Genomic DNA, 14,512 nt, shown 5'->3' with positions numbered 1-14,512 from the left:
TGTCACTCGGATTTCGCGAGGGTTGGTATCTCACCAACATGGTTATCAAGTTATCAAGGTTTCTTACCTTGTGGCTAATCCCCCAAATCCTTATGGGATAAGGTTTCTAGCCAACGAATCGCACTGATGGCTTCCATCCACTGGGTTTTTCACCGTGTGTTGGTAATGGGTCATCATCCAGGAAAGACGCTTTGCTTGTATACGACTCTTCAGTTATTGTTAATTTGACACCATATTCAGAACAAAGTTGTTCAAGTCTATTGATTAACCTTTTTGTTGGGATAACTACAAAGTTTTGGTTACCACGCCTCCCTATATTGATCGAATCTTTTTGGCGCTCATTCCAACCAATAACTATATTTCCAATGCGTTCTTGAAGGCATCGGTTAATGATAAACCTTGCTGCTTTATTGATCGCATCTCTCATTTGATTATTACGTTTTACCTGCACTCTATCCAGATTCGAGTCCCAATAAAACTCAGGTTTGCCAGCTTTATATTTGGCAACTAATCTGGCGTACCCTTGATTCATTGATTTAAGTTTCCGACCATCGATAATCAGACTTTTTCCTTGAGTTGAAACTCCGGTTAACCAGTTATCGCCGCCATGATCAAAACTCCATGCCTGTGAGTAATCTAGGTTAGGGTTATGATCAACTGATTGGTTACCATCATCAATTACCCAGTCAATCCATAATTGTCCCAGAGTAGGACGAACAGTTACCTCTTTAACCCAATCTGGATCTATGAATTGTGGCGGTTCCAATGTTATTTCAGTAATTAATTCTGGTTTACTCTCTTTACTGATGGATGGATAAAATAACCCTTTTTTATAAGTCAAAGCCTGCCTAGGAAAAGTAATAGCCGCCAATCCACCTTTCTTACGATATCTAAGGAGCCTTGGCCTATCTACCTGACCTTTGTAATATTGCCCGACTAATTGGTTGTAACTGGTTATCGCCTCCCCTACAGACTTTAAAGTTTGTTGGGCGGACTGGGCGGCCATCGCCTTGTAGTGGGGACTCAACTTTAGATATTTATCTAGCTCTGGATATTTGGTTGCGCATTTATACGTTTTCCAACCAAATCTCAACTCATCCCCACGCCAGTAAGTGCTATAGGCTTCTGGTTGTTCTTTTAGCCACTTATAGTGCTTCTGTTTAGTGTAATAAATAGCACAATTTATCAGACTATTAGCCTGTTGACATTGAAACACCCAAAAAGCCTTTTCTTCATCTGAAAATGTCGCTTTAATCGGAATTGTTCTGTACAACGAAAGCATCACCTCCTTATTGCTATTCTAGCTTAAATAAAGGGATACGGCGGGGTTAACCCCGTCGCTCTGTTTCATCCCCGGTCTAAAGAGACAGGGTTCTCACATTTCAGGATATTTTGATAGGAATTTACATCAAAGGTCGCTTTGGCTGAGTCTACAACTCGCCAGACAACTACCGCAGCAATCTCAATGGGGTTGCCTTTCGCGTCATTTACCTTCAGCTTATCACTGTTGAAATTACGCACTCGAAGAGAAACCAGTTCCTTGGAGGCGAAAGGGTTAACCCACCAAAAACCAGAGGTACGGACACTGCCAACGTAGCTCCCTAGAAACACTAGCACTCGGGCTTGGTTAGGCTGGACAGTTAGAAAGCCTTTTAGGGCAACCAAGGCTACGATCACTAGACCAATACCAAATAAGTTGTTGGTATAGATCAATAAGTCGTTGATATTGGAAAACCCCACAAGACCTTTACCTAACCACACACCAAAACTAGCGATCGCAATAATCCCTACCAGAGCAGCAAAACCATTAATTTTCAAGGTAGGAATTTCCTGAATACGTTCCATTTTCATGTATCGTTCCTGTATTGCTCTGTGTTGCTTTAGCTAATTGGCTGATATGTCTATTGTGCTTGGTTTATCGGGGATTTGACAGTACCCTTGCGGGTACTAATGACTAATTTGACGGTAAACCTGAATCATTTGTTGTGCGATCGCATTCCAACTATAGTGCTTTAAAGCATAGTCCTGAGCCTTGACTCCCCGCAGTTGGCATTCATCCTGATTTTGAAGGGCTTCCCGTAACTGTCTAGTCAAAGCCTGAACCTCGCAAGGACTGACCCATCCTGCTTCAGCATCTTTGACGTTTTCCCAAATATGGACTTGGTCAGAAATCACCACTGCTGTCCCAGCCACCATCGCTTCCGCTACCGCAATCCCAAAGTTTTCGTAGTAAGATGGCAGGACAAATACGTCCGCATCCTTTAACAATGCTGCTTTCAAGTCACCAGTCACGAAACCAGTAATGGTAGTATTTGATGATAGAGTTGAAGCCTTGATCTGGTCTATGATAGTATTTTCATAATTTGGGTCTTGAGGATTAGTTCCCGCCAAGACAAAGTGAAACTGGAATCCCTCGTTTAATAGCTTCTCTAGAGCTGGGATAAGTAAATCCAATCCCTTCTTCGGGTCAATACGAGACATAAACAACACTAAGGGTTGGTCATGGGGAATCTTCAATTCAGTACGTGCTTGAGCTAGTTGTTGTTGGAGTTGTTGCTGGATTGGCGGCGTTACTCCTAAGGGAATCACGATATCAGGGGATGCTGTCCCAAAACGTTCCGAAATCTTAGCTTCCTGTTGACTGGTAAAGTGTATACCAGCTGCTCCAGCTAAATTCGGTTTCTCCCACAGTGCGGCATAGATGCGCTTTAGCTGTTGTTTCTTCCGCAAATCCGCTGGGTCAAGGGTACCTAAGGGACGCAATAGGTAGGGTAATCCCCGTTTTCGGGCGATGGTAGCCGCTGCTGTACTGACTGGGGAAAACAAGGCATGGATATGGGCAAGGTCAAATTCTGAGGCGTGTTGCCATAGCCAGCGTAATAAGCCCAGGGAAAATTTATAGCGGCGAAAGGGAGAGCAACGGAAGTATCTGATCTGATAACCATCCTGTTCTACTGGTTGATCCAGGGGTACATCCAAAGGGGGTTGACCAGCATCCCCATTAGAGTTAGTAGTTAGTACTGTAATTTCTACCCCTTGAGATGCCAGAGCCTGAGATAGTCCCTTTACCATTTGACTCGGACCACCATATACCAGGGAAATCGACGGGACGATTTGTAAAATTCGCATGGGATATTTCTTAATACCAAGTTGGGTCAAAGATAGCACTATTCCTAATCAACCTTAGGAGCAATCACGACCTTACGCCATCATTGAGCAACCTTTAGGTAAGCATTCAGCCGTCAGCTAAAAGCTCACGCTACTTGAGGTGCCGTCAGCCTTGTGGCACAGGCTTTGGCCACGCTACGCGAATGGCCACGCTGTGCGAACGACGCGCTGGGAGGTAACTCAGCATTATTCCAATGCTTACTTGTTGTCTTGATGCAAAGCGCGAGTGGGGGAAACCACGGCAGTCGCTCATGGGGGGAACCCCCAAGACCGCGCTGCCTTCCCAAGACCGTAATGGTGCGCTTTCCGTAGGCGAATTAAATTCGCCACGGGTCGCACCTCTGCATCGCTTATTCCAAAGCTGGTAGCTGATAGCTGATAGCTGATAGCTTACGGATTCCTGTTCCCTATTCCGAAGTTAAACAGTTGTGACGGTTAACCTTCTTCAAGGTCACCAATATCCCGCTTCAGAGGTCGCTTGTAGGTAAAGGTGAAGGTATCGCCACTCTCAATGACCTGGCGGATTTCGCTATACATGGGATAGTCACCCACTCCACTGACACTTGCCCAGCCCCGCGCCCTAGTTAATGCTACAAAGAGCTGGTTACGCAAACTGACATCACTCTCGTTCCTGGCAACATTATCAACACCGACCACATACACCATATCGGCTTCATTACCCTTAGCACGGGGCACACGAGATATGGTTACCCCACCATCTTTCCAAAAGCGATCGCGATCAACGTGGGGCCATTGAGGCTTTAGTTCATTCAACTCTAATGCTGTGGGAATATAAATATCAATGTCTTGCTCCATCAAAACAACAGCGACATGATTTTCTAATTCAATTGCTTCAGAACTGGAGCCTAAAACTAGCACTAAGATTTCTGTACTTGCTTTAAGGTCATCATCAACCAGATTATGCATAATCTTATCTGCCAAAGCACTCATTTCTTCCTGACGAGAGCCATAGGTTTCAAAGTCTAATACTGGTGCGCTCCACAATTCAGGAACTGGATTGGGGGAGTTTTCTTTTGGACGATGGATGGTGATTTGTTGACCGGGAATAAAGTTACCTTTGACTTCATAACCAATTTTTTCCCAATCTTCCTTTCTGGTAATTCCAGTTAGCATGCCCTCAGGACGTAGCAACCCCATTCCGAGCCCATGAGCAGCGGTGAGAATTGAGCCAGGAGTGCGGTAACAGCGCCGCATAACTTCAGATTTTTTAATACCACCGGGGTATTGTGGTCCTTGTGACAAAAGTCGGCTGAGATTTTCACCTAACAGTTCTTTTGTGGTAGGGATTTTTAAGGTGTCTAGGCTTTGAGCTTCGTCATAAGCCCAGATTAAGCGCCGTTGTTCTGGCTGTTCTGGGTTAACGGGTCGTAAGGCTTGATAAGCTAGCCAATAAATTGCTTGTTTGCCCTGGAATTTTAAATAATCTTCAGTAACTAAGTCTTGTCCTTCATCAATTAAAATAGCATCAAAGCAGGGTTCAATGTTGATTTCTTCCGATAGCCGTTTACAAAGTTCTGCTAAACCACGATTGGGCTGTCTTTCCCGAGTATCCCGAGCGGATTTGGCTCTAGCTCCATTTAACTGGCAAATTGTGCTGTACAAACCAGGCTGATCCTTAGCACCCCAAGCATGAAGCACTCGCAGTTTGTGGTTAGTCTTGTGGTCATACTGGATATCGCCATTGCTGAAACGACGCAGCCATCGATCCACTAACCCAATCATTAAGTCGTAGAGGGTGCGACTAAAAAACACTAACCCAATCGTCCAGTCTGGGTGCTTCAAGTGCATATGAGCAGCTTTTTGGCATAGCAGCACTGTTTTTCCTGACCCCGCAATCCCCCGCAGCCGCTGAAACCCAGGAGGGATTTCTTTACCAATGTGTTCCTGCTGCATATCTAATTCGTAGAGTTGTTGGGAGTAAGCGGCTACAACATTAGCGCGCGTTTTGCCTTCGGTAGAGACTAGGCTACGCAGAGGTTTACGGAAAATTGGTGCTCCGCTGATCACGGCTAAAAGTAACTTCCACTGCTGATCATCTATGTCTTCTCCTGGTATCACTGATTCAGTTTCTTGAATACACTCTAGGAAGCCAACTTTACCGAGTTGGTCTTGGAAGATAATGGGAGGACAGTCTGGCAGTTGGTCAAAACCGTGGTGTTGCCATTGTTCTTGAGTAATTAGAGGAAGAGCAATCATCGCCCTACCGGTAACTTTGCGCCAAATAGCAGGTTCGCGATCGCAAAAGGCGAGTATTGCTTTTAACTGATGTTCAGCTTGTTGGTAGGGATGTGCTTCAGTGGTGGAACAGTTTTGGAGTTGCCACTGATCACCATCAATAGTAATGATTTGATCAATGGTGATAGATTGGATTTCAATTACTACTAGACCAAGGTCTTGATCAGTAATCAAAATATCAGGCTCTTTAGAGATTTCCCCTACTTTAGAAAAAATAGGATAGCGCCAGTAGCCAATACAATTGCGTTCTGAAAAAGCACTGCGAGTGGCATCCCACACTCTTTGTTTTCCTGTTTCTTCACTTTCTGTGATCGGTTCAGTGGTAATAAATTTGCGACCCTGATCTGTATCGATAACCGACATTTGGGCTAATTTCCTCTGGTAAGATTTACATCGGTTTTAAGGTGAGGTACTTTCGTTCTGGGTTTTAGGGAATAGGGAACAGGGAACAGGGAATAGGAACCCAGCCCTACTCCCTGCTCCCAAGCTCCCTAAAACCTAAGACGAAAGTACTTCACCTAATTGAGAACTGCTATACGGCTTTATACAGTCCTAAAGCTAGAGTTCCCAAATTGTCAGCTATTGAATACAGGGTGTAGGGAATTCAAGGGGCGCGGGGAGATGGGGAAATGGGGAGATAGGGAGATTTGGCAAACTCTATTCTGGTAAGGCAAAAGCAAGCTGAAGCGGTTAATCTGCTTCAGTCCTGGATTGATGATCAGGATATTGAAGAGCAACAAGAAACAGGTAAGTATTTGATCGATGCATTGGATCAGGATCGACTTTCTGAGCGTCAGTTATTTCCAATTGAGCTGAAGGGTGTAACTTGGTGAGGGCAGTCATAGTCTTGGATGCAGGTCGGTCTCATCACCAATCCCAAGCTGTCTCCTGTTCATCGAAAACTACTTCTTCCCGATTCCCGATTCCCGATTCCCGATTACCTATCTCCTATTTCCTCCGCACTCTCAATCAAATCAATAAACTCAGCTCGATAACCCTCTAAATCTACTCCTTCGGATTCCTTTGCTAATTGTAATGCTTGGTCAAAACTAGCTTTACCTTTGTAAGGAGAATCTCTTAACACCATACCAAAACTGGCAACGGCAGCGGAAAACTTAAAGTTATCGGAAGCATCCTTTAGCTTTACAGCTTTATCAACCAAGGGATAGGTGAGGAGTTGAGAAGTGTTACCGTCAGGCTCTTTGTAACGTAACTTGACCTGCATTAATTCTTTGGAATTACTTGTTGAAGCAGCATTGGATTGATATTTCAGAGGGTCAATATCTGGTAATTTGACATTAGTTTTCGCTCCCACAGGAATAATTTCATACAGTGCAGTAACAGTATGACCTGCTCCTAATTCTCCGGCATCTTTAGTATCATCATTAAAGTCTTCATCCTTCAGCCGCCGATTTTCATAACCAATCAAACGATAGGCGTGGACTTTGGCAGGATTAAACTCTACTTGAATCTTAACATCTTTAGCAATAGTGAGTAGAGTTGCTCCGATTTCGTTAACCAGGACTTTCTTAGCTTCTAACTCGTTATCAATATAAGCATAATTGCCATTTCCTTTATTAGCAATTTTTTCCATCTTGGAGTCTTGTAAATTACCGGTACCAAATCCTAATACGGTCAGGAAAACTCCTTTTTTTCGCTTCTGCTCAATTAGTTTAACTAATTCGCTATCACTGGAAACTCCGACATTAAAGTCTCCGTCGGTTGCGAGAATAACTCGGTTATTTCCTGATTTAATAAAATTATCCTGGGCGAGTTTATAAGCCAGTTTAATTCCTGCTCCCCCAGCAGTAGACCCCCCGGCATTGAGATTCTCAATAGCTGTTAAGATTTTATCTTTCTGGTTGCCTGGGGTAGGAGGTAAAACCACACCAGCAGCGCCAGCATAGACGACAATACTGACTTGGTCTTCTTCTCTCAATTCATTGACGAGCATCCGAAAGGCTTCTTTGAGCAGGGGAAGCTTATTGGGACTATTCATAGAACCGGAAACATCCAGCAAAAAGACAAGATTGCTGGGAGGTAAATCTTCAATGGCCATCTTTTCCCCTTGGATACCAATGTGAACTAATTGGTGAGTGGGATTCCAAGGAGCTTGGGAAATTTCTGTGGTAATGGAGAAAGGGCGATCGCTTTCTGGTTCGGGATAGTCGTAGTTAAAGTAGTTAATTAATTCTTCGATACGGATGGCATCAGTAGGGGGGAGTTGACCGTTATTAAGGAAACGACGAAGATTGCTGTAGGAGGCGGTATCAACATCAATCGCAAAGGTAGAGAGAGGATTATGCTTTACTCTCTTAAAGGCATTCTCATCAATGGGACTATAGTTTTCTCTGTTGCTGACTTCTGGGATAGCTTGCTCTGGAATTGAGCGACTAGGAACTGGTTTAGGTTTAAAGGATACATTTGGGCTATGGGAGAGTGGCATTGAGGCTTGGGGTCTTAAACCTCTGTTACTGAAATTCTGATTAACGCTATCCGCCGACCTCCCGACCTTGGCTGATTCCATAGCTGGTAATTGGCGCTGTCTTTGGTCACGTTCTACGTCTTTTGCTACAGGTAGATTAGAGCTTTCTTCTAATTGGGCTGATGGCTGATTGTGGCAAGCTGTTGTTAGCTGTGCCAAGATAGCGACCATTCCGGAAAGGAGGAATAGTCTAAGTAATTGGTTCATTTGATTTGCCCTCTGTATTGCTTATTCCTAAGCTAATCGACAACATAAGGCTGTTTGTTTGTGTTGCGCTTTCTGTAACAGTTTTCCCTATTCCCTATTCCCTATTCCCTATTCCCTATTCCCTATTCCCTATTCCCTGTTTCCTGTTCCCTATTCCCTGTTTCCTGTTCCCTAATCTCTGCTTCCAATTCGCTATTTGCCCGCTGCCGTGCTTTGATAGCGTCTCGGTAGTTTGGCTGGTAGCGCACTGCTTTGTCATAAGCTGCGATCGCTTTTTTATACTGGTTGCGTTTAACTAATGCATTGCCTAGGCTATACCAGGCTTGGCTGTAGTCAGGTTTATAGTTAACTGCTTGTTGGTAAGATGCGATCGCATCTTTATATCGTTCCAATTTATAGAAGGTATTGCCTCGACTGTACCAAGCTTGGTAAGGCTTGGATTGTAGTTTAATGGCTTTGTAGTAAGCTTCCAGGGCATCTTCATATCGCTGGACTTGATGGAGTGTCCAACCGCGACTGTACCAGGCTTGATAGGAATTAGGCTGGAGTTTAACGGCTTGGTCAAAGGGGGCTAAGGCTTCTTGGTATTTCCCCAATTGATTTAAGGTATTGCCCCAGCTATACCAAGCTTGGTAGAAGTTGGGCTGGAATTGAACCGCTTGCTGATAAGACTTGGCTGCATCTTTATACTTTCGCAAATTGCTCAAGTCATTACCCCGCTGATACCAGGCTTCAGCGGAATTAGGTTTGTAGTCTAAGGCTCGGTCGTAGGATTGTACTGCTGCTTTATATCGGCGCAAATTATGTAATGCCCAGCCCCGTCGATACCAAGCTTGGTAAGAATCGGGTTTGAGTTTCAGGGCTTTGTCAAAGGATGCGATCGCATCATAATAATTCTTGGACTTAACCTGAACATTACCAAGACTGAGCCAAGCGTCCAGGTCATTGGGCTTGAGTTCCAGGGCGCTATTAAACGCCTTTATTGCTGCGTCATAATGCTCCAACTGCTCCAAGGTTTTACCCCTACCCTTCCAAGCTGCACTATAATCCGGCTCAATTTGAATGGCTTGGTCGTAAGCATTTAGAGCTTCTTCATAGTACTTGAGGGCAAACAAGGTCTTACCCTGACCTTGCCAAGCTGCAGCATATTCCCCTTGGATTTCTACAGCTCGATTATAAGCATCCAGAGCCTTTTCATAGCGCTTCAATTCTAACAAGGTTTCGCCCTGGTTATACCAATGCTTAGCAGTTCCTTCATTGATAGTATTCAACACAAAAACCGTTGCTGCAAACCCCAATCCAATCACCCCGGTGTACAGTAACACTTGGTAGGGTTTTAGTCTGAATCGTCGGGGTTTCGGGAGCAGCGGTTGTATAGATGACGCAATTCCCAACATTAAAGTAGCGCCAGTTTTAGTAGTGTTAGGATTGCTGTTATTATTAGTTTTATTACTAATTGCAGTAGTCAGTGCTTGTAAGGCTAAGGTTGCTGATTGGTAACGCTCTCGGAAATCATAGCGCACCATTTTATCTAAAGTATCGGCTAATTCAGCACTTACTGATATCTGGTTATGCCAGCTAATTTCCCCTGTATCAGAGTCAAGGGGCAATTGGTGAGGACGTAAACCGGTTAAACCAACAATCCCGATCATCCCGACAGCATAGATATCACTGCTTAATTTCGGGTAACCATTGGCTTGTTCACTAGGTCGATAGCCAGGAGTACCAATAGCAACCGTAAAGCCAGTATTACCCCCTTCCAGGATTTGGGTACTCACTTGTTTAACCGCACCGAAGTCAATCAGTACTAATTTGCCATCTGATTTACGCCGAAGGATGTTTTGAGGATTAATATCTCGGTGAATAATACGCCGTTGATGAACAAATTCTAAAACTTTCAGGATTTCCTGTAACAGGGAAATAACCTGATTTTCATTAACCTGGGTTCCCGGTACAAGTTCCTGGCTGAGGTCTTCCCCTTCAATCAATTCCTGGACTAGATAGAAGTCTTGATTTTCTTCAAAATACGCAAAAAGCTGGGGAATTTGCTCATGACTTCCCAACTGGTGTAGGATTTGGGCTTCCGTGTCAAACAGTCGCCTAGCCGTCTGCAATGTCAAGGGATCCGTGGCTACTGGCTTGAGCTGCTTAACCACACACTGATTGTCACCAGGCAAGTGTTGGTCTTCAGCTACGAAAGTCTGACCAAAGCCACCTTGTCCCAGTTGACGGATAATTTTATAGCGTCCACCGATCGTTTGTCCAAGACCCAAGTTCATGGAATTTCTGCTGCTCCGGGAAAGCCTCACCACCGATTAAAGGAGGTAGAGCACTAGTTATAGTGCTACCAATCATAGTATACAAAACCCTTTTGGGGATTTTCAGAACATTCAGCAGAAAGTAGGGTGGGCAGTGCCGCCGTTAGATTGATGTGTTTGCGATCGCGTAGCGGCTCGTACCGAGCATCGCTTATTTTAAGCACTGCCCACCAAAGGATTAATCACAGAAAGTAGTAGGGTGGGCAGTTGATAGACTTCGCGGCAGTTGTCGGGAACAGGGAACAGGGAACAGGGAACAGTGGATAAGAATTGACGCAAACACTATCAGAAAACTACTTTTGCAAGAGGTCTGATGTAGGGTGGGCAGTGCAGCAGTGAGATTGATGTGCTTGGGTAAGCTTGTTTTAAGCACTGCCCACCAAAGGATTAATCACAGAAAGTAGTAGGGTGGGCAGTGCAGCAGACAGATTCTGGACTTAGGGCAACGCCTCCGACGGTCAACCCTCAACCACAAACCAGACCAGGTAATAACTTTCAACACACGAGTACTATTTTTTTGCAAACTAGTACTATTTTTCCGCAAACTAGTACCCATTTCTCACATACCAGTACTCGTTTCTCGTTAACTAGTACTGGTGTATAACAAACGGGTACTGGTGTATAACAAACGGGTACCTATTTCTCACATACCAGTACTCGTTTCTCGTTAACTAGTACTGGTGTATAACAAACGGGTACCCGTTTCTCGCAAACGAGTACTAGTTTATCACTTATCAGTACTCGTTTCTCAGTAACTAGTACTTGTTGCTAATATCTTAGTACTTGTGTATTAAAAACAGGTACCTATTTGTTCTTAACGAGTACCATTTTCTCACATGCTAGTATTGGTTTAAGGAATTAAGAATGTAGAATGTAGAATGGGCGAATGTAGAATTTAGAAGTCAGAAGTGGGTAGGGTGCGTTAGGGGCGGGCTTGCCCTGATGTTCAACCCCTAGAGCCAGTTTTGGGACAGCCCGCACCGTAACGCACCACCAAGTACAATGGGCGAATGTAGAATATTAAAATTGCCGAATCTCGTAGAGCGGAATTTTTAGCAGAGGAAAATAATTAATTAACCAATAGATAAACTATAGCAATCTCTATGCCATCAGGTACAAATGGATCCCCCGTTGGTCCCCCTTATCAAGGGGGACTTTGAGCTTGATAAGCGTACTTAATAAATCCTATAAACGCTATAATTACCAAAATAGGAAGAATAAAAAATGAGTGCAAAGACAATTAAGTGGGATGAAGAATGAAGAATGAAGAATGTAGAATGTAGAATTTAGAATGTAGAATGTAGAATGTAGAATGTAGAATGTAGAAGGCAGAAGGCAGAAGGCAGAAGGCAGAAGGCAGAAGGCAGAAGGCAGAAGGCACAAGTCAGAATTCCCAATTCTCAATTCCCAATTCTTAATTCTTAATTCTTAATTCCCAATTCTCAATTCTCAATTCTCAATTCTTAATTCCCAATTCTTAATTCTAAATTCTTAATTCTCAAGCTCCATCTCGGCAAAGTGTTCCATCAGCATCCGGTGAATAAAGATATAGCCCCCTCCTACTTGTTGTAGGAAAATGCGATCAGCAGCATAGTCCAGGAAGCGGGCATAGTTCCAAGGGATGTATTTGTTGTGGCAGAGGACAAGGCGGAGGCTGAAGTGTTGGATGCAGGCATAACCACCATTCACCAGCCCGGCTATCAGCCCTGACATCAGGCCTCCCATCAACCCTCCCATCAGCCCTCCCATCAGCGCGAACCTCAGCCCTCCCATCAGCGCGAACCTCAGCCCTCCCATCAGCCCGAAGATCAGCCCGACCATCAGCCCGAACATCAGATACACAGTAATAGCATTACGAGCTGATTTCCAAATTCCTTGATTTGGACTTGTTTTTCTTTCCATTTCTGAACTCTCCAGCTCTCCCATCAGCCCGAACATCAGCCCGACTATCAGCCCTCCCATCAGCCCTCCCATCAGCCCTCCCATCAGCCCGACTATCAGCCCTCCCATCAGCGCGAACCTCAGCCCTTCCATCAGCGCGAACCTCAGCCCTTCCATCAGCCCGACCATCACCCCGACCATCACCCCGACCATCAGCCCGAACCTCAGCCCTTTCATCAGCCCGAACCTCAGCCTGAGCCTCAGCCGGTCAATCAAGATTGTGTTCCAATTAATATCAAGTATTTCAACTGTTTTGATTTCTTTACTTGACTCTTTATCCTGCCGTCCCATCAGCTCGAACCTCAGCCCTCCCATCAGCCCTCCCATCAGCCCTCCCATCAGCCCTCCCATCACCCCGAACATCACCCCGAACATCAGCCCGACCATCACCCCTCCCATCAGCCCTCCCATCACCCCGAACATCACCCCGAACATCAGCCTGACCATCAACCTATAAATTCGTTTTTGCTTTCTATTTTTTAGCCAAGATGGCTGCATTTTTTCAATTAAAAATATCGTTTGCGACTCCTCAACCATCCTCTTGGCCATCCAAATTAGCCAGTGCTTTACTTGCGCTTGCTTGTATCTTTGATTACTCTTCCGACGCTTAAACATCTTCTCGATATATGCATCAAAGAGCTGCTTGCGCCGTTCCTCTATTACCTCAGTTTTAGGTAAATCATCAACTGCTACTCCCTGATAAGCTAGAGTCATAATGTGAAGCATCAAGGGCGACTGGGCTAATTCTTTTAAGACTATATCCTCTGTAATTAATTTCCTCAATCCTATTAAATCAGCCCCAACACGATTCAAGTAATGATAGATTTGTTCTAAAGTCAGCAATCTTAGATAAACTGCTTTCTGAAAATTCAGACCGTTGGATAGGGCTTCATAGTCTTTAATCCGACTACACACTACCAACTCGGCACCATGCTCCTGCTGAAATTGGTTCAAAGCAACAATACAGTCGTCTCGATAGTCTGCCTTAACTTCATCCAAACCATCAAGTAATAGTAGTAGTTGCTGTTGACTTACTAAAGCTTTTCCAATCTTCTTGGGAACTTTATATATAGTGTTCAGTTCCTCTACTAACCAATCGGTTATCGTCTGCCGTTTCTTTGCCCAAGAGGAGAGGTTAAAGACTACAGGAATTAGCTGATTACTGTCTTGTTCAGCACGAGCGATTAAATTCCGGGCAAGTTCAAGTAGTGTTGTAGTTTTTCCTGACCCTGGTTCTCCTAAAATTAGTAGGGTTCTTCCTGTCCCAATTTGGTCAAAAACATCAATTACTTTAGTTCCTTCAGGGAAGGGTTGAGGTGAGTTGTCACCGATTTCGATAATTTCGCTCAAAGGATTAGTAATGGCATCGGGTATCTCCTCTAATCCCAATTCAATCATTACCTGGTGATAGAGGGATTTTTCCAGAACGCCTTTAATCCAAAAGTTTTTGACTTTAGTGAGTAATGCCTGACGGTTGCGGTATTCTTGCCGAGTTAATTGGGTTCCTCGAACAGATTGCTGCGGATTAAAAATATTCCAGATGTTGTTAATCTGGCTGTTATCCCCTTGACTGACTTGTTGGTTGTTATTTCCATGAATTGCCTGATTTTCACTTCCGTGAACTGCCTGATTTTCATCTCCCTGGATAGCCCGATTGTTATCACCTTGGATAACTGACATATCCTCACCAACCTGAAAAGCTTCAGCCTGATGCTTAACCGATGAATTCACATCAGGCTGTTGTGAGTCAGAATTGTGATCAGATGACTGGCTCATAAGTCAGTTCTACAAACCCATAATGTATGAAGCAGCAGCAGCACCGAACCAATCTGCTACCTTAAGAACGATAGGCTTGGCTTTGTCCCAGAGTGTTTTACCTGCATCAACTTTTTTACTAGCTGTTTCGAGGGTTTCTGCCATACTTTCCAGGTTAGCGAGTGCGGTTTCTTTCTTCGGTTGTTCTTTTTCTGTGGCTTTTTTGGCAGCACCGAGGTACATGCTTGCTGGGTGCATCTCATTTTTGTAAAAACATCATTAATAAAGCATCCCATTTAGGTAAGCACAGCGTAAAGAAAGAATTTTAGGAACATTTTCAATATTCCATTGTGAGCCTGATATTTTAACTCGCATTCCTATT

At 44.3% G+C, this 14,512-nt stretch carries 13 protein-coding genes; 3 read left to right on the top strand and 10 right to left on the bottom strand.

The window, feature by feature from the left end:
- Positions 1-106: 106 nt before the first annotated feature.
- From F6K46_RS32785 to hpsP, 3 genes are all read right to left on the bottom strand, one after another.
- On the bottom strand, positions 107-1,273 hold the full coding sequence (locus F6K46_RS32785) for a transposase (protein WP_293065931.1): 1,167 nt from the start codon (positions 1,271-1,273) through the stop codon (positions 107-109).
- A 74-nt stretch (positions 1,274-1,347) separates the two neighbouring features.
- Positions 1,348-1,851, bottom strand: a complete 504-nt coding sequence (locus F6K46_RS32780) for an SPFH domain-containing protein (protein ID WP_293065928.1) — start codon at positions 1,849-1,851, stop codon at positions 1,348-1,350.
- 96 nt (positions 1,852-1,947) lie between these two features.
- Positions 1,948-3,129: a hormogonium polysaccharide biosynthesis glycosyltransferase HpsP gene (gene hpsP, locus F6K46_RS32775; RefSeq protein WP_293065925.1), complete on the bottom strand. Its 1,182-nt coding sequence runs from the start codon at positions 3,127-3,129 to the stop codon at positions 1,948-1,950.
- 153 nt (positions 3,130-3,282) lie between these two features.
- On the opposite strand from hpsP, the gene F6K46_RS32770 reads away from it, so the two are divergent.
- Positions 3,283-3,480 carry a hypothetical protein gene (locus F6K46_RS32770; protein ID WP_293065922.1) on the top strand — a complete coding sequence of 66 codons (198 nt, stop codon included), beginning with the start codon at positions 3,283-3,285 and terminating at the stop codon, positions 3,478-3,480.
- Between the two features lie 123 nt (positions 3,481-3,603).
- On the opposite strand, the gene F6K46_RS32765 is transcribed toward F6K46_RS32770, so the two are convergent.
- On the bottom strand, positions 3,604-5,787 hold the full coding sequence (locus tag F6K46_RS32765) for an ATP-binding domain-containing protein (RefSeq protein ID WP_293065919.1): 2,184 nt from the start codon (positions 5,785-5,787) through the stop codon (positions 3,604-3,606).
- A gap of 284 nt (positions 5,788-6,071) precedes the next feature.
- Between F6K46_RS32765 and F6K46_RS32760 the strand changes: the two genes are divergently transcribed.
- Positions 6,072-6,257: a hypothetical protein gene (locus F6K46_RS32760; protein WP_293065916.1), complete on the top strand. Its 186-nt coding sequence runs from the start codon at positions 6,072-6,074 to the stop codon at positions 6,255-6,257.
- Entirely contained in the window at positions 6,254-6,427 is a 174-nt protein-coding gene (locus tag F6K46_RS32755) for a hypothetical protein (protein WP_293065913.1), read from the top strand. Before F6K46_RS32760 ends, F6K46_RS32755 begins: the two co-directional genes overlap by 4 nt.
- Here F6K46_RS32755 and F6K46_RS32750 read toward each other — a convergent pair.
- The 6 genes from F6K46_RS32750 to F6K46_RS32725 all read right to left on the bottom strand — a co-directional run bounded on the left by F6K46_RS32750 (position 6,362) and on the right by F6K46_RS32725 (position 14,388).
- The gene (locus F6K46_RS32750; protein WP_293065910.1) at positions 6,362-8,116 is read right to left on the bottom strand and encodes a VWA domain-containing protein; all 1,755 of its coding nucleotides are present in this window, start codon (positions 8,114-8,116) and stop codon (positions 6,362-6,364) included. The genes F6K46_RS32755 and F6K46_RS32750 overlap by 66 nt on opposite strands.
- A 122-nt stretch (positions 8,117-8,238) precedes the next feature.
- Entirely contained in the window at positions 8,239-10,395 is a 2,157-nt protein-coding gene (locus F6K46_RS32745) for a serine/threonine-protein kinase (RefSeq protein ID WP_293065908.1), read from the bottom strand.
- 65 nt (positions 10,396-10,460) lie between these two features.
- Positions 10,461-10,598, bottom strand: coding sequence for a hypothetical protein (locus F6K46_RS32740; RefSeq protein ID WP_293065905.1), 138 nt, complete (start codon positions 10,596-10,598; stop codon positions 10,461-10,463).
- A 14-nt stretch (positions 10,599-10,612) separates the two neighbouring features.
- On the bottom strand, positions 10,613-10,807 hold the full coding sequence (locus F6K46_RS32735; protein WP_293065902.1) for a hypothetical protein: 195 nt from the start codon (positions 10,805-10,807) through the stop codon (positions 10,613-10,615).
- A gap of 1,118 nt (positions 10,808-11,925) precedes the next feature.
- Positions 11,926-14,151, bottom strand: a complete 2,226-nt coding sequence (locus tag F6K46_RS32730; protein ID WP_293065899.1) for an NACHT domain-containing protein — start codon at positions 14,149-14,151, stop codon at positions 11,926-11,928.
- Between the two features lie 9 nt (positions 14,152-14,160).
- A complete protein-coding gene (locus tag F6K46_RS32725; protein WP_293065896.1) occupies positions 14,161-14,388 on the bottom strand; it encodes a hypothetical protein in 228 nt (75 codons plus the stop codon).
- Between the last annotated feature and the right edge of the window lie 124 nt (positions 14,389-14,512).

The sequence above is a fragment of the Moorena sp. SIO3E8 genome, from assembly GCF_010692445.1.
GTDB classification, from domain to species: domain Bacteria; phylum Cyanobacteriota; class Cyanobacteriia; order Cyanobacteriales; family Coleofasciculaceae; genus Moorena; species Moorena bouillonii.
This window is presented reverse-complemented; position numbering and strand designations above follow the sequence as displayed.

Excerpts from the sequence above, each read along its gene's own strand:
- F6K46_RS32780 (WP_293065928.1), bottom strand. The coding sequence starts at position 1,851 with ATGAAAATGGAACGTATTCAGGAAATTCCTACCTTGAAAATTAATGGT.
- hpsP (WP_293065925.1), bottom strand. The coding sequence starts at position 3,129 with ATGCGAATTTTACAAATCGTCCCGTCGATTTCCCTGGTATATGGTGGT.
- F6K46_RS32765 (WP_293065919.1), bottom strand. The coding sequence starts at position 5,787 with ATGTCGGTTATCGATACAGATCAGGGTCGCAAATTTATTACCACTGAA.
- F6K46_RS32750 (WP_293065910.1), bottom strand. The coding sequence starts at position 8,116 with ATGAACCAATTACTTAGACTATTCCTCCTTTCCGGAATGGTCGCTATC.
- F6K46_RS32745 (WP_293065908.1), bottom strand. The coding sequence starts at position 10,395 with ATGAACTTGGGTCTTGGACAAACGATCGGTGGACGCTATAAAATTATC.
- F6K46_RS32730 (WP_293065899.1), bottom strand. The coding sequence starts at position 14,151 with ATGAGCCAGTCATCTGATCACAATTCTGACTCACAACAGCCTGATGTG.
- F6K46_RS32725 (WP_293065896.1), bottom strand. The coding sequence starts at position 14,388 with ATGCACCCAGCAAGCATGTACCTCGGTGCTGCCAAAAAAGCCACAGAA.